General features: G+C 63.9%; 19 protein-coding genes and 2 pseudogenes. 13 read left to right on the top strand and 8 right to left on the bottom strand.

The window, feature by feature from the left end; translation table 11 throughout:
- Both AX729_RS31205 and AX729_RS31210 read left to right on the top strand, forming a co-directional pair.
- Window positions 1–1,551, top strand: a pseudogene (locus AX729_RS31205) (hypothetical protein); the annotation flags it as partial.
- A gap of 174 nt (window positions 1,552–1,725) precedes the next feature.
- Entirely contained in the window at window positions 1,726–2,073 is a 348-nt protein-coding gene (locus tag AX729_RS31210; protein ID WP_061028022.1) for a hypothetical protein, read from the top strand.
- Between the two features lie 90 nt (window positions 2,074–2,163).
- Here AX729_RS31210 and AX729_RS31215 read toward each other — a convergent pair whose 3' ends face one another.
- Together AX729_RS31215 and AX729_RS31220 are read right to left on the bottom strand one after the other, a co-directional pair.
- Window positions 2,164–2,427, bottom strand: a complete 264-nt coding sequence (locus AX729_RS31215) for a GlsB/YeaQ/YmgE family stress response membrane protein (RefSeq protein WP_061028023.1) — start codon at window positions 2,425–2,427, stop codon at window positions 2,164–2,166.
- 31 nt (window positions 2,428–2,458) lie between these two features.
- Window positions 2,459–2,926, bottom strand: coding sequence for a YidB family protein (locus AX729_RS31220; RefSeq protein WP_061028024.1), 468 nt, complete (start codon window positions 2,924–2,926; stop codon window positions 2,459–2,461).
- Between the two features lie 227 nt (window positions 2,927–3,153).
- Here AX729_RS31220 and AX729_RS31225 point away from each other — a divergent pair, with 227 nt between their 5' ends.
- Window positions 3,154–3,777 (top strand): class I SAM-dependent DNA methyltransferase, encoded by a 624-nt coding sequence (locus AX729_RS31225; protein WP_061028025.1) that lies wholly within the window; start codon window positions 3,154–3,156, stop codon window positions 3,775–3,777.
- Window positions 3,778–3,901: 124 nt separating this feature from the next.
- A complete protein-coding gene (mtnK, locus tag AX729_RS31230; RefSeq protein ID WP_156457304.1) occupies window positions 3,902–5,221 on the top strand; it encodes an S-methyl-5-thioribose kinase in 1,320 nt (439 codons plus the stop codon).
- A gap of 205 nt (window positions 5,222–5,426) precedes the next feature.
- On the opposite strand, the gene AX729_RS31235 is transcribed toward mtnK, so the two are convergent.
- From AX729_RS31235 to AX729_RS31250, 4 genes are all read right to left on the bottom strand, one after another.
- The gene (locus AX729_RS31235) at window positions 5,427–6,452 is read right to left on the bottom strand and encodes an ABC transporter permease (RefSeq protein ID WP_061028118.1); all 1,026 of its coding nucleotides are present in this window, start codon (window positions 6,450–6,452) and stop codon (window positions 5,427–5,429) included.
- Between the two features lie 11 nt (window positions 6,453–6,463).
- On the bottom strand, window positions 6,464–7,966 hold the full coding sequence (locus tag AX729_RS31240; protein WP_061028027.1) for a sugar ABC transporter ATP-binding protein: 1,503 nt from the start codon (window positions 7,964–7,966) through the stop codon (window positions 6,464–6,466).
- 21 nt (window positions 7,967–7,987) lie between these two features.
- A complete protein-coding gene (locus AX729_RS31245) occupies window positions 7,988–9,010 on the bottom strand; it encodes a sugar ABC transporter substrate-binding protein (protein WP_061028028.1) in 1,023 nt (340 codons plus the stop codon).
- Between the two features lie 139 nt (window positions 9,011–9,149).
- Window positions 9,150–9,554 (bottom strand): globin, encoded by a 405-nt coding sequence (locus tag AX729_RS31250; protein WP_061028029.1) that lies wholly within the window; start codon window positions 9,552–9,554, stop codon window positions 9,150–9,152.
- A gap of 482 nt (window positions 9,555–10,036) precedes the next feature.
- Here AX729_RS31250 and AX729_RS31255 point away from each other — a divergent pair, with 482 nt between their 5' ends.
- The 8 genes from AX729_RS31255 (at window position 10,037) to AX729_RS31290 (ending at window position 18,774) form a co-directional block, all read left to right on the top strand.
- Window positions 10,037–10,411, top strand: coding sequence for a DUF2946 family protein (locus tag AX729_RS31255; RefSeq protein ID WP_197433722.1), 375 nt, complete (start codon window positions 10,037–10,039; stop codon window positions 10,409–10,411).
- A gap of 95 nt (window positions 10,412–10,506) precedes the next feature.
- Window positions 10,507–12,906, top strand: coding sequence for a TonB-dependent receptor family protein (locus AX729_RS31260; RefSeq protein WP_061028031.1), 2,400 nt, complete (start codon window positions 10,507–10,509; stop codon window positions 12,904–12,906).
- A 26-nt stretch (window positions 12,907–12,932) separates the two neighbouring features.
- On the top strand, window positions 12,933–14,144 hold the full coding sequence (locus AX729_RS31265; RefSeq protein ID WP_061028119.1) for a sialidase family protein: 1,212 nt from the start codon (window positions 12,933–12,935) through the stop codon (window positions 14,142–14,144).
- Complete coding sequence (locus AX729_RS31270; protein ID WP_061028032.1) at window positions 14,141–14,638, top strand: TlpA family protein disulfide reductase; 498 nt, start codon at window positions 14,141–14,143, stop codon at window positions 14,636–14,638. The genes AX729_RS31265 and AX729_RS31270 overlap by 4 nt, the downstream gene beginning before the upstream one ends.
- A 28-nt stretch (window positions 14,639–14,666) precedes the next feature.
- A complete protein-coding gene (locus AX729_RS31275) occupies window positions 14,667–15,209 on the top strand; it encodes a copper chaperone PCu(A)C (RefSeq protein ID WP_061028033.1) in 543 nt (180 codons plus the stop codon).
- 165 nt (window positions 15,210–15,374) lie between these two features.
- Window positions 15,375–16,697: a proline--tRNA ligase gene (proS, locus tag AX729_RS31280; RefSeq protein WP_061028034.1), complete on the top strand. Its 1,323-nt coding sequence runs from the start codon at window positions 15,375–15,377 to the stop codon at window positions 16,695–16,697.
- Between the two features lie 87 nt (window positions 16,698–16,784).
- Window positions 16,785–18,065, top strand: coding sequence for a lipoprotein-releasing ABC transporter permease subunit (locus AX729_RS31285; RefSeq protein ID WP_061028035.1), 1,281 nt, complete (start codon window positions 16,785–16,787; stop codon window positions 18,063–18,065).
- Window positions 18,066–18,072: 7 nt separating this feature from the next.
- Window positions 18,073–18,774 carry an ABC transporter ATP-binding protein gene (locus AX729_RS31290; protein ID WP_061028036.1) on the top strand — a complete coding sequence of 234 codons (702 nt, stop codon included), beginning with the start codon at window positions 18,073–18,075 and terminating at the stop codon, window positions 18,772–18,774.
- A 94-nt stretch (window positions 18,775–18,868) separates the two neighbouring features.
- Here the strand turns inward: AX729_RS31290 and AX729_RS40155 are convergent.
- Both AX729_RS40155 and AX729_RS31295 read right to left on the bottom strand, forming a co-directional pair.
- Window positions 18,869–19,036, bottom strand: a pseudogene (locus AX729_RS40155) (alcohol dehydrogenase); the annotation flags it as partial.
- Between the two features lie 16 nt (window positions 19,037–19,052).
- Window positions 19,053–20,381 carry a hypothetical protein gene (locus tag AX729_RS31295; RefSeq protein WP_061028037.1) on the bottom strand — a complete coding sequence of 443 codons (1,329 nt, stop codon included), beginning with the start codon at window positions 20,379–20,381 and terminating at the stop codon, window positions 19,053–19,055.
- Between the two features lie 245 nt (window positions 20,382–20,626).
- Here AX729_RS31295 and AX729_RS31300 point away from each other — a divergent pair, with 245 nt between their 5' ends.
- Window positions 20,627–23,776 (top strand): GAF domain-containing protein, encoded by a 3,150-nt coding sequence (locus tag AX729_RS31300; RefSeq protein ID WP_061028038.1) that lies wholly within the window; start codon window positions 20,627–20,629, stop codon window positions 23,774–23,776.
- The last annotated feature ends 51 nt before the right edge of the window (window positions 23,777–23,827 follow it).

A 23,827-nucleotide genomic window follows, 5' to 3' on the forward strand; every position in this document is an offset into this window, starting at 1 on the left:
GGCGGCTTCGTCGTGACCTGGTACGATTTCAGTCAGGCGGGCGGCGACGGCAGTGGCAGCGCCATCAAGGCGCAGATTTACGCCGCCGACGGCAGCAGGGTCGGGGGGGAATTCCTTGTCAACACCACGACCGCCAACTCGCAGTTCACGCCGACGGTCACCGCGCTCAGCAACGGCGATTTCGCCATTGCCTGGCAGGACTGGAGCGGCACGGGCGGGGACACCAGCGGCAGCAGCATCAAGCTGCAGGTGTTCACCGCGGACGGGCAGAGAGTCGGAAGCGAACTGCTGGTCAACACCAGCACGGCCTCCGATCAGTCGCATCCCTCGATCGCCGGTTATGCCGACGGTCGCTTCGTCGTGACCTGGCAGGATGCCAGCGGAGCTGAGGTCAAGGCGCAGGTCTTTGCCGTCGATACAGTGAAGCCGACGCCGGTCTTGTCTTCCGTGTCGGCGGCGGACCCCTGGACCGCAATGATCGCCGGATCGGTGGACGTCGATACGGCCGGGCAGACCCTCACGCTGCGCGACGGCACGTCAGCAAATGGCTGGGTTTCGACGACGACGGTCGGCGCCGGCGGGGCCTGGAGCGCCAGCCTGTCCTGGGAGCAGTTCAACACCGCCTTCGATCTCGTGGTGGCAGATGCCGCGGGCAATACCGGCGTGTCGAACTACGTGTACGGGGCGGCGGAAGGGCGGACGTTTGGCGCCGGCAGTCATCAATACGTCTACGGGACGGCGTCGGACTACGTCATCGGAAGTGGCGCGCACATGCAGGTCTACGCTGGCGGCACGGTCGTCGACATCACGCTCGAGGCCGGTAGCGCGCAGATCAACTGGGGGACAGAGCAGGGCAGCACCGTGGCGAGCGGCGCTTCGGACTACGTCTACGGTACCGCCAGCGGCTCCGTGATCGCTGGTCTCCAGGTGATCGGCAACGGCGGCACCGCCGCAACGACCACGATTGTGGCCGGCGGCGAGCAGGACATCTACACCGGCGGGACTGTTGCCGGCACCTCGATCCTGGGTGGGAAGCAGATCGTTTATGACGGCACCGCCGACCTGACCGTGATCGGCAGCGGCGGGCAGTATGTATGGGGCGCGGCGAGCGACACCACCATCGTGTCCGGCATACAGCACGTCGGTGCAGGGGCCAGCGCGGTTCGCACCACGATCGGTGCGCAAGGGCTCGAATACGTCCACGCGGGTGGCACGCTCACCGACGTGACGTTCGGCGGTGCGTCCGCCAAGCTCGTGCTCGACCAGTCGTCGGCGTTCAGCGGGACCATCTCGGGATGGCAGGATGGCGTGGAGCTCGATCTCGGCGACATCGCCTTCGGCGAGGCGACCTCACTCGCCTACACGGCGAACGAAGGCAACACTGGGGGCACGCTCACGATTACCGACGGCAACCATAGCGCCTCGCTTCAATTGCTCGGCCAGTACAGTGCCGCGGATTTCGCGCTCGCCGCAGATGGCCACGGTGGCTCGATCATCACCAATCCTTTGGATCAGGCCCAGCCTCAACTATCCCTCCCGCACGTGGCGTAAGTGGACAGAGGGGCCTCGTGCCCCGGTGCCGTCCAGCCAGGGGGCACGCCGTGTCGGCGTGCCCCCTGTGATTCGTCTCCCTTGCGCAGCGGTCTGGCGGGAGGCTGGATTTCTGCTACGCTTTTGTGCTTTTCAAAGCATCCGTTATCTGGCGTGCGTCCCGGGGGACATCGAATGACTTTTCAGCGTATCGTCGTCGCGCTTCTGGTGCTGATCGTCGCCGGCCTCGGTGCCATTGGCTATATCGAATGGAAAATGGCCGTGCAGGTGCGCACGCTGAAGGCGTTCGTCGAGGGCTATGTCTTCAATGAAGCCGTGCTGGCCTGCGAGCAGTCCAAGAGCTCGACGCCGTTCAGGTGGAACGGGGGCAAGAGCACTGCGGTGATTGGCCTGAACTCGGTGAAGCTCGACAAATACAACGTCAGCGCCAGCTACACGCTGGTGGCAGACAGTGTCTATTGCGATTACGACCCGATCAAGCGAAAGGCGGAGATCGGGTCGAGCTTCCTGGAGCGGGAATAATCGTTCGGCGGTGCCGGGCGTGACTCGGCGAAGGCCTGCACATCTCTTGACGCGAGTGCGGACCCCCGACGAGCTTTTCACGCACGACTATCAGACGGCTCGGCTTTGCCGGCCCGCGATCATCCCGTAGACGAACAGCACGACGATCGCGCCAACGACCGCGCCGATCAATCCTGCCCCTTCTCCGGGACGATACCAGCCGAGGGCCTGGCCGAGGTAGGTCGCAACGAAAGCGCCCACGATCCCGAGGATGGTCGTCAGGATGAAGCCGGACGGCTCGTTGTCGCCGGGCATGATGAACTTGGCTATGACGCCGGCGACGAAGCCGATGATGATCGTCCAGAGAATGCTCATTTCCAAACCTCTTCACATTATGCAGCGGAAGTTAAGCCTGCGGCAGGCGTCCGTCCGGCGTGTACTTGTCGACTGCCGAGGGTAATTCCCGGGTCAGCCTCGCGAGGATCTCGTCTTGAGAGAGCCCCGTCTGCTGTTCGAGCTTCTCGAGCACGTCGGCGCCGACGGCAGTTTTCAGCTCAGGCGGCGAAATCTCTTTGTTGGGGCCGGGCTTCACCCAGGAATCGGCTATCTCGCCCTGGCCATTCTGGTTAAACCTTTCCAGGAGCTCGCCAATTCCTCCATTGAGCAGACCCCCGATTCCACCTGCGCCGAGCATGCCGCCCAGGTTGCCAAGCAATCCCCCGAGCGGCTCCTGAGCACTCCCGCCGGCTGGCGCTCCGCCAGCAGACCCTGCGCCTGAACCTTTGAGCAGTTCGGCCAGCTTATCGCGGTTTTGATAGCCAGCTATGGCCAGCATCGCCAGAAGGGCAGTCATGGAAGGCGTTCCGCGGGCCATTGGCGTCTCCTTGAGGATCCGAGAAGAGCGAAACTGTCTCGACACGCTTGAGTTCCCGAAATTGCAAATCATCGCTCGCGGCGAAGCGTCTCGGTCGCCAGGGGGGAAGCAACGACGGGGTGGGACGGGCTGGCCGGGGACAGCGCCAGCAGGTAGTAAAATCCCTTCTCGGCTCAACTTGGCCGGAGCCGGACGATCTCAGGACCAAGCGCCGCGCGAGAACGGACATGACATCATCGGAAGCCGCCGACCGGATCATCGATCTCTACCAGCGCCAGGCATCGGACTGGATCGAGAGTCGCGCCCAAAGCGGGCTGTTTGAACGAGCCTGGCTCGACCGCTTTCAAGCGCTGCTGCCCCCCGCCGGCCCGGTCCTCGATCTGGGCTGTGGCTCGGCCACGCCGATCGCCGGATATCTGATCGGTCTTGGTCACCCCGTCGCTGGCGTGGATTCCGCCCCGGCGATGATCGCAGAGTGCCGACGTCATTTCCCGCAGCATGAATGGATCGTCGGCGACATGCGCCAGCTTGCTTTGGGGCGACGGTTTTGCGGCATCCTTGCCTGGGACAGCTTCTTTCATCTGTCCTACGAGGACCAGCGCCGCATGTTCCCGATCTTTCGCGAGCACGCCGCGCCAGGTGCGGTGCTGATGTTCACGAGCGGTCCCGCGCATGGCGAGGCGATCGGACAATTCGGCGGCGAGCCGCTGTATCATGCGAGCCTGGATGCAAGCGAATATCGGTCGCTCCTGGGACGGAACGGCTTCAGCGTCGTGTCGCATGTCGCCGACGATCCCGATTGCGGTGGCCACACGATCTGGCTTGCGCAGCGCATCGAGACGCTGGGGTAAGTCGAACGATCGTCGCGATAGGCGCCAGCGTTCTTTGTGGCTATGATGCCCCGAAAAGAAGGCCGGCTCAAATCCTGACATGGGAGTGAACAACTGCTCCCGCCGGCAGAGGGGGGAGACCGGAATGAGTTCAGCGCCTCGAACGTTGGCCGATCCGCGGGGGCAGGATTATCGAATTCTCCATGAAGCCGATTTGCGGGATTACATCGCAAGAGTGGTCGATGTCGCCGCCCGACTGGGCGGCGAGCCGGCGTCCTGGGCGATCACCGAGGTTGGCGACGGCAATCTCAATCTCGTCTTCATCGTGAAGGGTGCGCGGGGCGGCATCGCGGTGAAGCAGGCGCTGCCCTATGTCCGCCTCGTCGGTGAAAGCTGGCCGCTGCCGCTGTCACGGGCTCATTACGAATACCTGGCGCTGATACGGCAGGCTGAACTCGCGCCCGGCCTCGTGCCGGCCGTGCTGCATCACAACGAGACGCTGGCGTTGACGGTGATGGAGCTGCTCGAGCCGCACATCATCATGCGCAAGGGGCTTGTCGCTGGAACGCAATATCCGGGCTTCGTGGACGACATCACCACGTTCATGGCAAGGACCTTGTTCTTCACCTCCGACCTCGCGCTCTCCGCCGCCGAGAAGAAAGACGGCATCGCGGCCTTTGCCGGCAACCACGCGCTGTGCAAGATCACAGAGGATCTGATCTTCACGGATCCCTACCGCATCGCCGAGCAGAACCGCTGGACCACGCCATATCTCGACGGCCTGGCTGCGGAGTTGCGCGACGACATGGACCTGCACGTCGCGATCTCCCGGCTGAAGCTGAAGTTCATGGCGAGCCCCGAAGCGCTGCTCCACGGCGACCTCCACACCGGATCGATCATGGTGACGGAGAGCCAGACGCGGGTGATCGACCCGGAGTTCGCCTTCTACGGCCCGATGGGATTTGACGTCGGTGCGGTGCTGGCCAATCTGCTGATGGCTTATTTCGCCTCCGCCGGCCACGAGCGCGCGTCGGGCGAGCGGGCTGCGTTCGAGGTCTGGCTGCTGGAGACGGTCGAGCAGGTTTGGAACCAGTTCGCCCGCAAATTCCTCCACCTCTGGCGCAGTAGAGCCGCTGGCGATGCCTATCCCGTCTCCCTTTTCCCCGGTGAGCGGGGCGCCGCACGTCTCGAGGCCGAGCGCCATGCCTACATGCCGCGCCTCTTCGCCGACACGGTCGGCTTCGCCGCCGCAAAAATCATCCGCCGCATCTTCGGCCTTGCGCACAACATCGACTTCGAGCTGATCGAGGATCCGCGAAGACGGGCAACCAGCGAGGCGCGTGCGGTACGGCTGGCAAGGGCGATGATGGTGGAGACTGGGGCGTTTCGGACGATCCCTGACGTCACCGGCGCCGCGCGAAAACTGCGGGATTGGCAACCGGAGCTGGCCGGGGCCGTCGCTTGAAGCGCGGCGCGATGGACATTGGGTACCGTGAGGCTCTGCCTAGGCGACGATCGCGGCCATGCTGATATCGTGCTCCTGTTTTGCCCGACGAGTCAAATCCGGGCGCGGTTGCGCTCGCGCAGTTGCGAGTTGATAAGCGATTGAAACTCCTGCCTGTTTCTACTGTGCATGGGGTTGTTTTCGCGGTTTTTGTTTTGAACGCCGTCTATTCCGCCGCTTTTTCCCTCAAGCGCTGCGCGTAGACGTTGATGACCAGCGCCGCCAGGAGGATCAGGCCGCGGATCAGGATCTTCAGGAAGCTGTCGATGTTGACGTGGTCGAGGCCGTTGTTGAGGACGCCGAGGACGAACAGGCCGACGATGGTGTTGCCGATGCCGCCGCGGCCGCCGAACAGGCTGGTGCCGCCGACGACGACGGCGGCGATGGAGTCGAGCAGATAGGTGTCGAACTCGTTCTGCTGCGCGCTGCCGAAATGGGCGACGCCGAGCATGCCGCCGATGCCGGAGCAGACCGCGGAGATCACCATCACTGCGCCCAGGATGAGCTTGACGTTGAGGCCGGAATACTCGGCCGCCTCGCGATTGCCCCCGACCATGTAGACGTAGCGGCCGAAGCGCGTGTAGGTCAGCACCAGATGCCCGCCGAGCAGCATGATGGCGGCGACGATGACGATCCAGGGGATGCCCCCGATCGAGCCGGAGCCGAGCGTCGTGATCAGGCTCGGCACCTTGTAGGCGATCTGGCCGCGCACCAGGAGCGCCGAGATGCCGGCCGCGATCTGCATCATCGCGAGCGTCATGATGAAGGAGGGGATGCCGATCACGGTCAGGCCAAGCGCATTGACGAGGCCGAGCAGGGCGCAGAGCAGGATCGACAGGATGATCGCGACCGCGCCGGGCAGGGGGACGTTGGCGATGTTGACGTAGGATTCCTGCAGCGTGAAATAGGCGACCGCAATGCCCGTGACGTTGGCGATGCTCGCGATCGACAGGTCGATTTCGGCGCAGAGGATCACGAAGGTGAGGCCGACGGCGATGATCCCCGTGACCGACACCTGGGTCAGGATGTTGCCGAGATTGTCGAGCGTCGCGAAGGAGGGGCTGGCAAAGGCGAAGAAGGCGGTCAGGAAGATCAGCGTCAGGAAGGGGGCGATGTTGCGCATCTGCGAGCGCAGGAACGGTGCAAGGCCCCGCGCCCGCTGTCCTGTCGCCAAAGCCGTCTCGCTGCTCATGTGCTTCTCCGTCACGCCGCTTCCAGCAGGCGGTCCTTGCTGACCGGCTCGTTCCTGAACTCCCGCACCAACGTGCCGCGCTTGAGCACGAGGATGCGGTCGGCCAGCGACAGCACCGTTTCCGGCTCGGTCGACAGCACGATGATGGCGAGCCCCCTGGCGCGGAGGTCGCGGACGATGTTGATGACGTCGTTCTTGGCCCCCACGTCCATGCCGCGGGTCGGCTCGCAAAGCACCAGCAGCTTCGGCGGATAGGTCAGCCATTTCGCCAGCGCGACCTTCTGCTGGTTGCCGCCCGAGAGCATGCCGAGATCGAGACCGACCACCGGCGGCCGGATCTGCAATTGCTCGACCTGGCGCTTGGCGATGTCGCGCTCCCGCGCCGGCTTGAGCAGCAGCGCCGAGATGCGGTCCAGAATGCTGATCGAGATGTTCTTGTAGACCGGCTCCTGGTGAAACAGCATGTCGCGCCGGCTCTCGGGCACCAGCGCCACGCCGGCGCGTCGCGCCGCCGCCGTGCTGGCGAAACTCTTCGGCGTGCCCTCGACGGCGAGCGTGCCGCCGTCCGGCTTCAGCTTGCCGAACAGGATGCGCGACAGCTCCTGCTGGCCGCAGCCCATGAAGCCGTAGATGCCGAGCACTTCGCCGGCGCGCGCTTCGAAGGAGACGTCCTTCAGGCTGCGGGCGAGGGATAGCTGATCCACCTTCAGGATCACTGCGCTGTCGCTCGGCTGCGGCAGCATCAGATCGTCGGTGTAGCTATGCTCGAGCGCCTCGCCGCCGCGGCCGATCATGGCCTCGATCAGCGCGCCCTTGCTGGTCGCGGCGCTCGCCGTCTCCGCGACCTTCCGACCGTTGCGGAACACGGTCACGGTATCGGAGACGCGAAGGATGTCCTCGATGAAATGCGAGATGAAGACGATCGCAGTGTCTTGCTCGCGCAGCCGCCGCAGCGTCGCGAACAGCCGCTCGACCTCGGGCGGGGAGAGGGCGGAGGTCGGCTCGTCCAGGATGACGATGCGCGCGCCGGAAAACAGCACGCGCGCGATCTCGATCAGCTGCTGCAGCCCGATCGGGAGGTCGCCAAGCCGCGCCATCGGATCGACGTCGATGCCGAAGCGGGCGAGCTGCTCGCCCGCCTCGCGCGCCATCCGCCGCCATTGCACGAGGCCGAGGCGATTGGTCGGCTGATTGCCCAGGAAGACGTTCTCCGCGACGGTCAGGTCGGGCGCAACGCTGAGCTCCTGGTGCACCATGGCGATGCCGGCGGTGTGCGCATCCCGCGCCGAGCGGAAATGCACCTCCTGGCCGCCCAGCAGGAAGCGGCCGGAATACTCGGTGTGCACGCCGGCGATGATCTTCATCAGCGTGCTTTTTCCGGCGCCGTTCTCGCCAACGAGACCGTGGATCTCGCCGGGATGAAGCGCGAAGTCGACACCACGAAGCGCTTCGACGCCGCCGAAGCTCTTCGTGATGCCCTGGAGTTCCAGGATGGGCCGTTGTCCCGCAGTCATGAAAGTTCAGGTCTTGGAGACTCAGATCAGGAAGTGATCCTGCATCCATTGCATCCCGGCGGCATTCGCCTTGGTCACGACCGGGCCGTCGGTGACGACGTTCTTCGGGATTCCCTGTCCGCTCTTCTCGCCGCCGACCACGGCCGCTACGCCTGCAATGATGGCGCCGCCATGGATGCGGCAGGAAGGATTGCGAACGGTCGCGAACATGCGGCCTTCGCTCACGGCCTGGATCGCCGGTGGCATGGCATCGACGCCGCCGATCAGGATGTTGGTGCGGCCGCGGGCCTTCATGATGTTGGCGGCGGCGAGCGCCATGTCGTCATTGTGGAAGAACGCCGCGTCGATCTGGGGATACTTCGTGAGGTACGTTTCCCAGAGCCGGGCGGTCTTCGACACGTCCCAGTCGGCCGGCTGAGTGTCGAGAACCTCGATGCCGGGGAATTGCTTGACCACCGAATTGAAGCCCTTGGCCCGTCCTTGCGCGCCGGTATGCCCGAGCGCGCCTTGCGTCATGATGATCTTGCCTTTGCCGCCCATCGCATTGCACAGCGCCTGCGTCACCGAAGCGCCCATGAACTCGTTGTCGGGGGCGAGGAAGGAGTGGACGTTGATCTGGTCGAGCGGCGCGATCAGCGTGTCCATGTCGATCACGGGCGTGCCGGCGTCGATCATCTTCTGCACGGGCTGGGTGAGGGTGCCGATGCCGAACGCCTGGATCGCCACGAAATCCCATTTCTGCGAAGCCATGTTGTCGATCGCCGCGCGTTGCTTCACCGCATCGAGCTGACCATCGAACCAGGTCACCTCGACGTTGAACAGCTTGCCCCAGAATTCTGCGGCTTGCTTGCCTTGCGCGCACCAGGTGGCCTGGAGGCCCGCGTTGGAGAAGGCCGCCTTCAGCGGCTTCTCGCTGCGTCCGACCGCGGCTGCCAGTGCGGGGGTTATGCCCATGCTGCCGAGGATGGCAGTCGCGGCGCCGGCGGTCGCTGCCGCCTGAAGAAGATCGCGCCTCGTCGTCGAGAAATCTTTCGTCCCGGACATCGCTCGCTCCCATGTATTTTGTCGTCGGCGCGTCATTGCTTGCGCAACCGATGTCCGAAAGTCTCTCACAAGAGTTGTTGCCACTCAATCTGCAATCGACCGCGAGATCGCCGCACCTGTGTTGGTGCAGCGCAAAGCGTCAGTCCGGAGCGGCGGCGAACGCGGCGATATCCACGAGCAATGTATCCCAGGCCTGCGCGATCTCGGCCGACCATTCGTCGCCGAGCAGATCGCGCAGCGCGTCTCTGATGACGGTGAAGAAGGCGGTGAACAGCTCGCGCGGCGTGCCGTAAGCATCGTGCGAGGCGAGCTCGCAGGCGATCAGCCGGAAATGCCCACGGCGCTCGCCGGCGAAATCGAGAATGGCCTCGATCGTTAGCGCAAGCATCGATCCCTTCACGAGGTCGCTGCCGTCCGAGCGGAACATCGCCCGCGTGTCCGGATGCAGCTCGAACAGACGTTGATAGACCAGCGGCGTCAGATCGGCGCAACGCGAGGCCGCGCGTTCAAAGCTGTCTTCGATTGGATGAAAGGGCGCGTTCATCGGCAGTTCAGCCGCGCGGATAAAAAAAGAGCGGGGCCATGGCCCCGCTCGAAAATTGTGTCGACCCTATTATCCCCGATCTTAAGATTTGATCTTGATTGACGGGGCGACGCTGCGTTTTGCGCGCCAGGGGCTCCTCCCGAGACTTGGACCACCAGACTGCGACCTTGCGGTCAGCGCCTGAGCAAGAGGATGCTAGATCAACTTTTCTCACTTGTCATCATTTTCGGCAACGAATGTTCAAAATTCGAGCAATGGACGAAATGTTCGGGCTGTTCACCGTATAACCGTATGACAAATAAAAGAAATCTGTGCGTAAGGGAGGATTGCCCGACTGCCTCAAATGCCGGACACCCCTTCCCGGTGGGGCGGCAGGACCACAGTTTCCGCGAAATTTGAGCTGGACCAAGAAGGCGGCGGAACTGACCTCGACTCGGGCCCGGCGCAGTGTTTAGTTGGTGCACGAACGAATGGTTCGGCGGATGCGCGCGCGGCTACAAAAATTCTTACCCCTGGTCCTGCTCGCCTTGGCGATGCAGGTGCTGGCGCCGATTGCCGCCTGTCTGGCGGCCAGCCAGGCCGCGGCCGACCCGTTGTCCGCCGCCGTCATCTGCCACAGCGGGAGCGAGCAGGGCGGCCTGAACGACCGAACCGGCACGCCGGCCGCGCAGGCCGGCGCGTGCGCCCTGTGTTGCCTGGCCCAGGCCAACGCATCCCTTGATCCGCCGACCTATGCGGCACTCGCAATTCCCGTCCGTCACGCCCAGCGCGTGGTGTGGCGTCCGACGCCTGCGTCCGCTATCGCCCCTTACAAGGGCTCGAGCGCGCAGGCTCGCGCACCCCCTCAATTTTCCTGACGTAGCGACAAACCGAACCATTGGCGCGCGCCGTTGCCGTGCCGGTGGCGTGTGCAATGGACCGGCCGAGGTGCCGGATGTCAGGAATTCAAGAGATGTTACGCATTCGTGCGATCAGCCGCGCGAGCTTGCCCGTGCTTTGCGGGCTGGTGTCCTCGATCGGCTCAGACGTGCTGGCCCAAGGCGCCTCGGAAGCACTTCCCGCGGTGACCGTCGAGGCGCCGCAGGCTACCCGGCCCAAACCGACAACCCGGCCATCGAAACCGCGCGCCGCTTCGGCGGACCGCACGGTGAGACCCGTTGCGCCGAGCGGCATCGTCAGCGCAGCGACCCAAGACAGGGCCGCGACCGCCGCCACGGCGCGAGACGGACTCAATCGGGCCCCGGCCGGCCAGACCGCGACGACCATCGATCGCAGCCGGTTCGAGAACCGCCCGGCCTTTTCGGTCAGCGACGTCCTGCGCGACAGCCCGGGCATTTCGATCAAGCAGGGCAATGGCCCCCGTGATTTCGGCATCTCGATTCGCGGGTCGAACGCCCGTAATGGTTTCGCTATCCGCAATCTCGTGATCTTCGACGACGGCTTCCCGGTGACGCAGCCGGACGGTCTGTCGCGGAGCGACCTGATCGATCCCCACGCCTATGGCGCGATCGACGTGATCCGCGGCCCGTCGTCGGCGCTCTACGGCAACTATGCGACCGGCGGTGCGCTGAATTTCCGGACGCGGCCGGGCGGCACCATCGACGGCGTCGAATACGGCGTCGACGGCGGCAGCTACGGCTACCTCAACAACTATATGGCGGCCGGCAAGAAGGTCGGGAATTTCGAGGGCTCGCTGTTCGCAAGCGATGTGCGGGGCGATGGCTATATCGGCAACAGCTGGTTCAATACGCAGACCGTCAACTTCCTCGGCACGCTGAAGGCGACGCCGGACGATCGTTTCACGGTCAAGATCATCAATAACGATCTCAGCACGCGATTGCCGATCCGGCAGTCGCTGAACCAGTATTACCTCAACCCGTTCCAGCAGGGATGTGCCACCGGTACCACCGCCGCGCCTGGATGCGGGACGGTCAGGCTGTTCAACAACGGCTTCAACGCAACTGCCGGAACCGACACGGAAACGGCCCTGCAGGCCGGCCTCGGCCGCAACGACCGGCGGACCATCGTCGGCGGCCGGTGGGAGCACGATTTCGACAGCACCATGACGTGGCGTAATCAGTTCGTGTTCGACGACAGGAACATCAGCCAGCCGACCGGCGCGACGAGTTCGATCGGAGATTTTCCGTCGTACAACTACATGAGCGATCTCACCAAGCGCGGCGAGATCTTCGGGATGGAGTCGACCGCGTTCTTCGGCGCCTTCTACAATACCCTGACGGCGTCGAGTGACACGCGAAATGTGATGCCGGGGGGCAATGCCACGCTCGGCAGGCTCTCGAGCAATCTCTTCAGCGAAACGACCAATTATGGGGTGCGTGCCAGGGAAGAGCTCAGGCTGACGACCTCGCTGACGGCGGTCGCCGGCATTGGTTGGGAGACCACCCTACTGAAGGGGACAAACACCGCGTATGCGTATGCGGGTCCCACCGGCATCACCACAACAACCCTGACGACCGCGGACCGGCAGTTTCAAAATGCTGCGCCAGAGTTGGCGCTCCTCTACAATCTCAACAACGAATGGCTCTTCCGCGGACGAGTTGCCACGGGATACGGCACTCCGCAGGTTTCGAACCTCTTCGTCCTTCCGACGGGCTTGTCGGGCAACAATACCCAGCTCCAAACCCAGAAGAATCTAGGTTACGACCTCGGTTTCGATTGGACGCCGAACAACACGCTCAAGCTCAGCGCGACCGGCTTCTACGAGTTCTTCCGCAACGAGATCGTCAGTCAGGCGACTCCGATTGCCGGCATATCCTATACATTCAACGCACCGCGGTCGGAGCACCGCGGCATCGAGCTTGCCGCGGACTGGAAGTTCTATCCGGGCTGGCGGTTCACGGCGGCCTATACCTATCTGGACGAGGTCTACACCGAGTATGTCGAGAACATCACCAATGGCGCGGTGTTCAGCTTCAACCGTGCCGGCAACAAGATTCCCGGCATCTCCCCCAACGAGCTGACGGCGCGAATTGGATATGACGAGTTCGCCGGGCCGCTGGCAGGTCTCGGCGGCTTTGTCGAACTGCAGTGGAAGGACTCCTTCTACATGGACAATGCGAATCTGCTGAAGGCACCCGGCTATGAGCTGGTCAATCTGAACGTGCACTACAAGACCGATCTGGTGTCGGACACCTTCAGATCGTTGAACCTGTTTCTCGAAGTCAGAAATGTCTTCGACCGCACCTATGTCGCCTCGGCCAACAACATCACCAACACGGTGACCGCGGCGGGCCTTCAAAATCCCGCGAGCGTGCTCGCAAACACGACGGGGGCGATCTATGCGGGCTCGCCGCGCACCTTCGTTGCGGGTATGAAGGTGGCGTTCAAATGATCCGGGCTTTTGAAGGGAGCATGGCCATGATCCGAAGTGGCCTGCTCGGGATCGTCACTCTCGCATTGCTGCAAGGTGCGGCGCTCGGACAGATGCGCGCTCCGCATGCGTCCGAAGCGGCGTGTGAGGAGCCCACGCTGCGCTGTGCGACCAAGGCGACGCCCGCATTCGCTCCGGACGGAACGCTGTGGCTAGTCTGGATGGCGGGCGGGCAGGTCTCGGTCGCGAGTTCGCAGGATGCGGGCCGCAATTTCTCGGTCCCCGTCCAGCTCACGACGAAGCGGCTGAACCTCGATTGGGGACCAGATGCGCGGCCGAAGATCGTCGTCGATCGCAACGGCGACATTGCCGTCGCGTTCTCGATCTTCAGGGACGAAGCCTTCAATGGCCAGGTGCTTTACACGCGTTCGGCCGATCGCGGGAAAAGCTTCGCGGAGCTGAAGCCCATCACCGCAAGCAATGAGAGCCAGCGTTTTGAAGCGCTGGCTCTCGATCAGGACGGAACGGTCTTCGCGGCATGGCTCGACAAGCGCAATCGTGTGCCTGCAAGGGAGGCCGGACGGAAGTACGAGGGAGCAGCGCTGTTCTTTGCTGCGTCCGGCGATGGCGGTGCCACCTACACCGAGGCCCGTCTTGCGCGGGAGGGCACCTGCGAGTGCTGCCGGTTGGGACTGGCATTCGCGGCGCCGGGGCGGCCGGCCGTGATCTTCAGGAACATCTTCGAAGGCGGCGTGCGCGATCACGCGGTCATGACCTTCGCCGCAGTCTCGACACCGGGCGAAATCCGTCGGGTCAGCAACGATGATTGGCAGATCAATGCCTGCCCACACCACGGGCCCAGCCTCACCATCGGGCCGAACGGAACGTATCACGTCGCCTGGTACACGAACGGGAAGGCGCGGAAGGGATTGTTCTACGCCCACTCGCGCGACGAGGGCCGTACGTTCTCTGCGCCGATGGCGCTTGGACGGCCGGATCGCAATCCGACGCGTCCCTTCGTGCTCGCCGGCCCGGCGGGAACGGTGATGGTGTGGAAGGAGTTCGATGGCGAGAAGACGGCGGTCCAGATGATGATCTCTCATGACGATGGCGAGACCTGGTCGCGGCCGAAGGCGATATCGAGCACGACCGATACTTCCGACCATCCTATGCTCGTCTCCAATGGCAAACAGGTCTACCTGTCATGGATGACGAAGGCGGATGGCTATCGTCTCACAGCGATCGAGGACCAACCATGAGACGTCGATTTGCAGCCATTCTGGGTCTGGCTATCCTGATCGCATCGGCATCTGCGCTCGGGGCCCCTCCGGCGCTCAAGCCATTCCAACGAGGCACCTGGCAAAGCTTGCTCAAGGGGCATGCCGACCGCCCGACGCTGGTGCACTTCTGGGGCGTGACCTGCGGACCGTGCAAGGTCGAGCTGCCGCTGCTTGGGAAGTTTGCCAAGGACCATCCGGAGATCGATGTCGTCACGATCAGCGCCGATCTCGTGCCGAACCTGCCGGCCGCGACGCAATCGATGCTCGACAAGGCGGGGCTGTCGTCGGCCGAAAACTTCATCTTCAACGACGGCTTTGTCGAGCGCTTGCGGTTCGAGATCGATCCGGCCTGGCAGGGCGACATCCCCAGGACGATGCTGATTTCCCGGGACGGGATCATCACGACGATCGAAGGCTCCGCCGAAATTTCCGATCTGGAAAAATGGTCGGCGCACCAACTCTCAAGAAACTGACGTTCAGTCTGCAAAAGGAAGCAACGATATGAAGACCAAGTTGAACGGTGTGCTGCTTGCTGCGTTTGCCCTTGCACTTTGCGCGGCACCGGCCGCCGCCGAGGACGTCAAGGCCGGCGATCTCGTCATATCACAGGCGTGGAGCCGTGCGACACCGGGCGGCGCAAAGGTTGCCGGCGGCTATCTCGTCATCGAGAACAAGGGGACGGCGCCGGACAGGTTGGTGAGCGTATCTGCCGACATAGCCGGGAAGTCCGAGATCCACGAGATGGCCATGGACAATGGCGTCATGAAGATGCGCGCGCTCGACAAGGGCCTCGCGGTGGACCCCGGCAAGACGGTGAAGCTCGCACCGGGCGGCTATCACCTGATGCTCCAGGAGCTGAAGGGCCCGTTCAAGCAGGGCGACAAGGTGCCGGTGACGCTGCAATTCGAGAAGGCCGGCAAGGTCGCCGTCTCCCTCGACGTCCAGGGCGTCGGTGCGCAGGCGCCGGGCGATGCCGGGCATTCCGGTCATATGGACATGAAGAAAATGCCGGATCATTCGGGAATGAAATTGAAGCGAGACTGATCGTCACGTCACATTGCCGTAAGCACACCTCGAGCTGAACCTTAAGCCGACGGAAAAATGATGAGGAATTTCGCCGCGTTAGCGGCTTTTCCTCATTCCCGGTCTTGTGTTTTCGCTCCCAATCCGGTTTCACTGCAAGCGATCAGTGATTCCCAGAGTATTGCCATGCGGTTGTCGCGGTTCTTTCTGCCCATCCTGAAGGAAAACCCGAAAGAGGCGGAGATCGTCTCGCATCGGCTGATGCTGCGCGCGGGCATGATCCGGCAGGAGGCGGCCGGCATCTATGCCTGGCTGCCGCTGGGCTTTCGCGTGCTCAAGAAGATCGAGCAGATCGTGCGCGAGGAGCAGGACCGGTCCGGTGCGATCGAGGTCTTGATGCCGACCTTGCAGCTTGCCGACCTCTGGCGCGAGAGCGGCCGTTACGACGCCTATGGTCCGGAGATGCTGCGCATCGCCGACCGCCACAAGCGCGAGCTCCTGTACGGGCCGACCAACGAGGAAATGATCACCGAGATCTTTCGTGCCTACGTGAAGTCGTACAAGAGCCTGCCGCTGAATCTCTATCACATCCAATGGAAATTCCGCGACGAGCAGCGTCCGCGGTTCGGCGTGATGCGCGGCCGCGAGTTCCTGATGAAGGACGCCTATTCGTTCGACCTCAACGAGGCTGCGGCGCGGGTCGCCTACAACAAGATGTTCGTCGCCTATTTGCGCACGTTCGCGCGGATGGGCCTGAAGGCCATCCCGATGCGCGCCGAGACCGGCCCGATCGGCGGCGATCTCAGCCACGAGTTCATCGTGCTGGCAGAGACCGGCGAATCCGGCGTGTTCATCAATCGCGACGTGCTGGACCTGCCGGTGCCGGGCGAGGACGTCGACTACGAGGGCGACCTGACGCCGATCATCAAGCAGTGGACCTCGCTCTATGCCGCGACCGAGGACGTCCATGACGCCGCCCGGTTCGAGCAGGAGGTGCCCGTGGACAAGCGGGTGAACACCCGTGGCATCGAGGTCGGCCAGATCTTCTATTTCGGCACGAAATATTCCGAGCCGATGAAGGCGCTCGTGGCCGGGCCTGATGGCGTCGACGTTCCGATCCATGGCGGCTCCTATGGTGTCGGCGTCTCGCGCCTGTTAGGTGCCATCATCGAGGCTTGTCACGACGATGCCGGCATCAAATGGCCGGAAGCCGTTGCGCCGTTCCGCGTGTCGATTCTCAACCTCAAGCAGGGCGATGCCGCGGTCGATGCGGCCTGCGAGAAGCTCTATGCAGAGCTCACCGCCAAGGGCGTCGACGTGCTCTACGACGACACCGACCAGCGCGCAGGTGCGAAGTTCGCGGCCGCCGACCTGATTGGCATCCCCTGGCAGATCATGATCGGGCCCAAGGGGCTTGCCGACGGCAAGGTCGAGATCAAGCGGCGCAGCGACGGCGCCCGCGAGACCATGTTGCCTGCCGATGCGGTCGCAAGACTTGTTGGCCGATAAGGCTGGTCGGCTGAATATTGTTCATCGCGCGATATCGCGGCCGCCAATCCGGCCACAATTGACCCCGAATCATGGGATTATCGAGCGATGGATGAGACCATGACCGAAACCGTGCAAACCGCGCCTTTTGCGCCCTTCGAATGGATGCTGTCGGCGCGCTATTTGCGGGCGCGCCGCAAGGAGGGATTCATCTCGGTCATCGCCGGGTTCTCCTTTCTCGGCATCATGCTGGGCGTCGCAACGCTGATCATCGTCATGGCCGTGATGAACGGCTTCCGCAAGGAGCTGCTCGACAAGATCCTCGGCCTCAACGGCCATATCCTGGTCCAGCCGCTGGAATCGCCGCTGACCGACTGGAAGGACGTCGCCGATCGCCTCAGCCAGGTCGAGGGCATCCGCCTCGCGGCCCCGGTGGTGGACGGCCAGGCGCTGGCATCGTCGCCGTGGAACGCCTCGGGCGTCCTGGTGCGCGGCATCCGCTCCGACGACCTCAACAACCTCACCTCGATCGCGAAGAACATCAAGCAGGGCTCGCTCGAGGGCTTTGACGAGGGGCAGGGCGTGGCGATCGGACGACGCCTCGCCGACCAGCTGTCGCTGCATGCCGGCGACAGCGTGACGCTGGTGGCGCCGAAGGGCGCGGTGACGCCGATGGGCACGACGCCGCGGATCAAGCCGTACAAGATCGTCGCAGTGTTCGAGATCGGCATGTCCGAATACGACCTCGGCTTCGTGTTCATGCCGCTCGCCGAAGCGCAGGCCTATTTCAACCGCAGCAACGACGTGACCTCCATCGAGGTGTTCACCACCAACCCCGACAGGATCGACGCCTTCCGAAAGGCGGTGACGGAGGCGGCGGGCCGGCCGGTGTTCCTGGTCGACTGGCGGCAGCGCAACTCGACCTTCTTCAACGCGCTCCAGGTCGAGCGCAACGTGATGTTCCTGATCCTGACCATGATCGTGCTGGTCGCGGCGCTCAACATCGTCTCCGGCCTGATCATGCTGGTGAAGGACAAGGGCAGCGACATCGCGATCCTGCGCACGATGGGCGCCTCGCAGGGCTCGATCATGCGCATCTTCCTGATCACGGGCGCCTCGATCGGCGTGGTCGGCACGCTGGTCGGATTCTGCGTCGGCCTCGTGATCTGCCTCAACATCGAATCGATCAGGCAATTCCTGTCCTGGCTGACCAGCACCGAGCTGTTCTCGCCGGAGCTCTACTTCCTGTCGAAGCTGCCCGCCGAGATCGACGTCGGCGAGACCACAGCGGTCGTCATCATGGCGCTGACGCTGTCGTTCCTCGCCACGCTCTATCCGTCCTGGCGCGCCGCGCGCCTCGATCCCGTCGAAGCGCTCCGGTACGAGTGAGGGGCTGATGGAGAGCCAGGGGGCGGAAGACGTACCGGTGATTTATCTCCACGAGATAAAGCGCCAGTATCTGCAGGGCGAGGTGCCGCTGACCATCCTCGACGGCGCCAAGCTGGCGCTGTGGGCCGGCCAGTCGGTCGCGCTGGTGGCGCCCTCGGGCTCCGGCAAGTCGACGCTGCTGCACATCGCGGGGCTGCTGGAAGCGCCCGATTCCGGCGAGGTCTATGTCAACGGCGCGCCGACCTCGCAATTGCCCGACATCGAGCGCACCCAGCTGCGCCGCACCGATATCGGCTTCGTCTACCAGTCGCACCGGCTGCTGCCGGAATTCTCAGCGCTGGAGAACGTCATGCTGCCGCAGATGATCCGCGGCCTGAAGAAGTCCGAGACCGTCAAGCGCGCCCAGGAGATCCTCGGCTATCTCGGCCTCGGTGATCGCATCACCCACCGCCCCGCCGAACTGTCTGGCGGCGAGCAGCAGCGCGTCGCGATCGCACGCGCCGTTGCGAACGCGCCTCGCGTGCTGTTTGCGGACGAGCCGACCGGCAATCTCGACCCCGGCACTGCCGAGCACGTGTTCCAGGCCTTGATGCAGCTCGTCAAGGCGACGCGGGTCTCGATGCTGATCGCGACCCACAACATGGAGCTCGCCGGCCGCATGGACCGGCGCGTCTCGCTGTCGAACGGCCAGGTGATCGAGCTCGATTAGCAAAACTGCAAAAACAACCCCATGCACAGTAGCCAAGTGCTTGGCGGGACTGGCGAAAAGAAACGGCGACGGCGCTTTTCCGCGCCCCTAGGGCTCAAGGCCTGATCACCGTCATTCTGAACGGCCCGCAATTGGCCGCGGCGTGCTCGACCGCCTCGTTGGCATGCTCGAGGTCGAAGGCCGTCGTCTCATACTCGTCGAGACGCAGCACTCCCGCGCGCACCAGCGCGATCAGACGGCTGGCGGCGTCCGGCGGGTACATCGATCAACAAATCTGCTCATTGCTCCCCTTGTGCTTGCAACGGCGCAGCCGCAGGCGTTGCGCCGAGGGACGTAGTTGCTGTCCAGGGACTCGCGGGCCATCCATTCGCCTGCCACGGAGCCGCCTGCTGAAGCATCGTCGGCCAGGGGCTGATCGGGCTGAGCGTCGACGAGGCACAGGATGATTTGAGCTGGGTCCACACCGAGGCCAGGCCTCTCAGGTCGATGTCGAAATTCGTGATGTCGGTCTTGTCGTCCGGCAGCGGGGTGGTTTCGCGGACATGCAGGGTGCGGGACGCCAGTATCGCCTTGATCATGCCGGCGTCGATGCTGCCGCGCCAGACCTCGTACTTGCCGGACCGCAACGGAGACCCTCCAGCCTTCTGGTCCGCGTCGGCGTCGGCGGTCATCACGATCGTGCTCTTGCCGGCGGTCGTCTCCTCGGCCTCCGCAAAGAACGTAAGCGGCACGCCCTTGGTGCTTTCGCAGGACAGGCGCCACTCCATTGTGCGGAATGAGGTGCCGTTCTCCGTCTTCAGCATCGCGACCTTGCGGATGAATGGCCGGGCCTCCTTCCCCAGCGTCCACGTCGTCTCGGCGAGCGGTCGCGTGTCGATGCCGAAACGATAGAGCTCGGATCGCTTGAGCACGTGCAGGTTCTCGAACTTCACGGTCCGGATCAGAGCATCGAGTTCGCGGCTGATGCCCATCGCTGCGATGAACGCGGCGCGATCGCGATCAGCCGCCAGCATCCGGCGCTGCCTGTATTCCGCGACCGCCTCCGGTGGTGGATTCCCACGGAAGGCGAGGACCAGCCGGGAGCTATGGACCGCCAGCACCGCGTCGGGGGCGACCTCGCGCGACGTCGCTCCGAGAAACAGGTAACCGCAAGCCGAGTTGCACATCGCGCGGTAAGTGGTCAGCTCGGCCTCGACCTCGCCACCTGCGTTCTTGATCTTCAGGCAGGCGGCATCCGCCTGCGTCCCTCCGGCGCACGCGCTCGCGATCGTCCGGCCAACCCTGGCGATCGCCTTGCGGCCGCGCAGCAACCGCCCGATCAGGTAGGATTGCTCCACGTTGCCGCCGGGCGAATGGAGGTAGATCGGGCGCTGCGTGTCCTTGACGCCGGCGAGGAAGCGGCGAACGCGCGGGGCGGAGTCCCGATCGATCTCGCCCTCGATGGCGATCCAGCGGTCGCAGCCCGGCCCGCAGGCGTCGGGTGCGCCCTTGGCAAGATAGATCGTCAGCCTGGAGGCAAATCCGGCTTTTTCGGCCGGCGTGCCCTGGGCATGCAACGTGCCGGACATCGACAGCGAGGCAACAAGAATCAGAATACGGGCAAGCATGAAGCGAGGAGGCCGCGCACGGTGAGACCAGGTGCGAGGCTACACGACAACGAGCGATGCCTCAATCTTTGGTAGCGCGTCCGAGCACGGCCTGTCGTAGCGCCTGCATCCGCTGATGCCGTTGGCAAGAGGTGGCGGAAGCATGTTTTAGCCAGTCCTCGCGGCCGGGAACCTATATGCCGCCCTGGGGTTACCGGTTCATCAGTGCGTTTGGTGGAGAGAGGGAATTGTCCGGGGGGAGACCGATGACGACGGCGAGCGGGGCGCCCTCGGTCGACCGTAACGCCGTCTTGGCCACCCTCGGCGACTACATTCGGGAGATCGGCAATCCGGACGATCTCGCCTATGCGGCGGCGGAGCTGCTTGGCCGCAGCCTGAACGTCAGCCGGGCAGGGTACGGCACGGTCGATCCGGCGGCGGAGACCATCACCATCGCCCGCGACTGGAACGCGCCAGGCATCTCGAGCCTGGCAGGGGTGCTGCGATTCCGCGACTACGGCAGCTACATCGAGGACCTGAAGCGAGGCGAGACGGTCGTCTGTGCCGATGCGGAAAAGGACCCTCGCGTCGGCGACCGCGCTCAGGCGCTCGAGGCCATCTCTGCGCGCGCGCTGGTCAACATGCCGATTTCCGAGCCGGACGGCGTCGTGGCCCTGTTGTACCTCAACAACGCCAAGCCCCGAGAATGGAGCGCCGAAGAGCTCGAGCTCATTCGGGACGTGGCCGAGCGCACGCGCACGGCGGTCGAACGTCGCCGCGCCGAGATGGCGGTGCGGGAGAACGAAGCCCGTCTGCTGTTCCTGGACACGCTCAACAGGGAGACCGCCAGGACCCGCGATGCGGACGGCATCATGGCCGTCACAACAAGGATGCTTGGTGAGCATCTGGGCGCTTCCAACTGCGCTTATGCCGACATGGACGCCGACCAGGACGGTTTCACCGTACGCGGCGATTGGGCGGCAGCCGGTGCGATGCACATTCTCGGCCACTACAGCCTGGCCGACTTCGGCAAGAAGGCGGTGCGAGAACTGAGCGCCGGCAGACCCCTCATCATCAACGACAATCTGAAGGAGATCGCGCCCGAGGAAGCCGCCGCGTTCCAGAAGATCGGGATAGGCTCGACCCTCTGCATGCCCCTGGTCAAAGAGGGGCAACTCACGGCCTTGATGGCGATCCACCATCAGGGCCCGCATCGGTGGACGCCGCGCGAACTCGCTTTGCTCGCAGAGGTCACAGAACGATCCTGGGCCCATATCGAGCGCGTTCGATCGGACCAGGCCGCATGGGAGGCTGCCGAACGGCTGGTCCTCGCGAACAAGGCGGCCGGCATCGGCACTTGGGACTACGATCCCGTCAACGACGTTCTCCGATGGGACAACCGCTGCAAGGAGGTGTTCGGCTTATCGCCGGACGCCGAGGTCAGCTATGAAGGGGCCTTCCTGAAGGGAATTCATCCCGATGACAGGCAGCGTGCCCACGAGGCGGTATCGGCATCCCTGTCGCCCCATTCTCCGACGAACTACAACATCGAATATCGAACCGTCGGAATAGAGGATGGTATCGAGCGCTGGATCGCCGCGACCGGTCAGGCCATCTTCTCCAATGGCCAGGCCGTTCGATTCATCGGGACGGTGCTGGATATCTCCGCACAAAAGAAGACCGAGCGTCATCTCAGAATACTGAACGATACCGGGGCATCGGTCGCGCGCGAGCGCGACCTCGAGAAGATCGTCCAGATCGTGACGGACGCCGGCGTCGAGCTCGCGGGGGCCCAGTTCGGCGCGTTCTTCTACAACGTCCTCTCGCCGGATGGTGACAGCTATATGCTCTACTCGCTGTCCGGTGCGCCTCGGTCGGCCTTTGAAAACTTCCCGATGCCCCGCAGCACCGCCTTGTTCGAGCCGACGTTCAAGGGCACGGGCGTGGTGAGGTCCGACGACATTCTCGCGGACCCGCGCTATGGCAAGAACGCGCCGCGGAAAGGCATGCCCGAGGGCCATCTTCCGGTCCGATCCTATCTGGCGGTCCCCGTGATCTCGCGAACGGGCGAGGTTCTCGGCGGTCTCTTCTTCGGTCATGCCGAGACAGCCAAATTCCAGGCGGAGCATGAGGGCGCACTGCTCGGCATTGCCGGCCATGCTGCGACGGCGATCGACAACGCGCGGCTTCTCACCCGGCTCGAGGCGCTCAATGCCGAGCTGGAGCAACGTGTCGCCGACGAGATTGCCGAGCGCATGAAAGCCGAGGAGCAATTGCGGCAATCCCAGAAGATGGAGGCCGTCGGGCAATTGACCGGAGGGATCGCGCACGATTTCAACAATATGCTGGCCGTGATTCTCGGCAGCCTGAATCTGGCCAAACGGCGGATCGGCAAGGGAGAGGTCAACATCGACCGCTTCATCGAGGGCGCCATCGACGGCGCAAACCGCGCCGCCACTTTGACGCAAAGGCTGCTCGCGTTCTCGCGCCAACAGCCCCTCGCGCCCGAAATCGTCGACATCAACAAGATGGTCGGCGGGATGAGCGAACTGCTCGAGCGATCGCTCGGTGAGCTCATTCGCCTCGAGACGGTCCTGGCGGCCGGCCTCTGGCGCGTCAAGGCGGACCCCGCCCAACTGGAGAGCGCTGTCATCAACCTCGCAGTCAATGCGCGCGATGCCATGCCAAAAGGCGGCAGGCTGACGATAGAAACCAGCAACGCCTCGATCGATCCGAAATATGCACGCGAGTACGCCCTGTCGCCCGGGCAGTATGTTCTCATTGCCGTGACGGACAACGGCACGGGAATCCCTGCCGATGTTCTCGGAAAGGTCTTCGACCCGTTTTTCACGACCAAGATCGTGGGGAAGGGCACCGGCCTCGGTCTCAGTCAGGTCTACGGCTTCGTGCGGCAGTCGGGCGGCCACGTCAAAATCTATTCGGAGGTCGACGTCGGCACGACCGTGAAGATCTATCTGCCGCGCTTCGCGGGCGAGGAGGCCGTCCAGGCCGCGCCGCAAGGAGCCACGCATCCCGGTGCAATCCATCAGCACGAGACCATTCTCGTCGTGGAGGACGATGAGCGCGTCCGCAGCATCTCATCCGAGAGCCTGCGCGAGCTCGGCTATACCGTGATCGAAGCCGCGAGCGCCAAGGACGCGATCCGGACGATCGACAACGGCTTCGTTCCCGATCTGCTGTTCACCGACGTCGTCATGCCCGACATGACCGGCGCTGAACTTGCTGCCGAGCTGTCGAAACGACACCCGGATCTGAAGGTGCTGTTCACCACCGGCTACACGCGAAACGCAATCGTTCACAACGGCATGCTCGATGCCGGCAAGCACCTGCTTTCCAAGCCCTTTGCGATCGAGGATCTGGCCGCCAAGGTCCGCAATCTGCTCGATGAGAGTTGAGCACTTCGTCGTTTTGGGGGCTGGCTCGAGCTGGATGTCGGCTCGGCTGAG

It is taken from the genome of Bradyrhizobium sp. CCH5-F6 (assembly GCF_001556045.1).
In the GTDB taxonomy this organism is placed as follows: Bacteria; Pseudomonadota; Alphaproteobacteria; order Rhizobiales; family Xanthobacteraceae; genus Bradyrhizobium.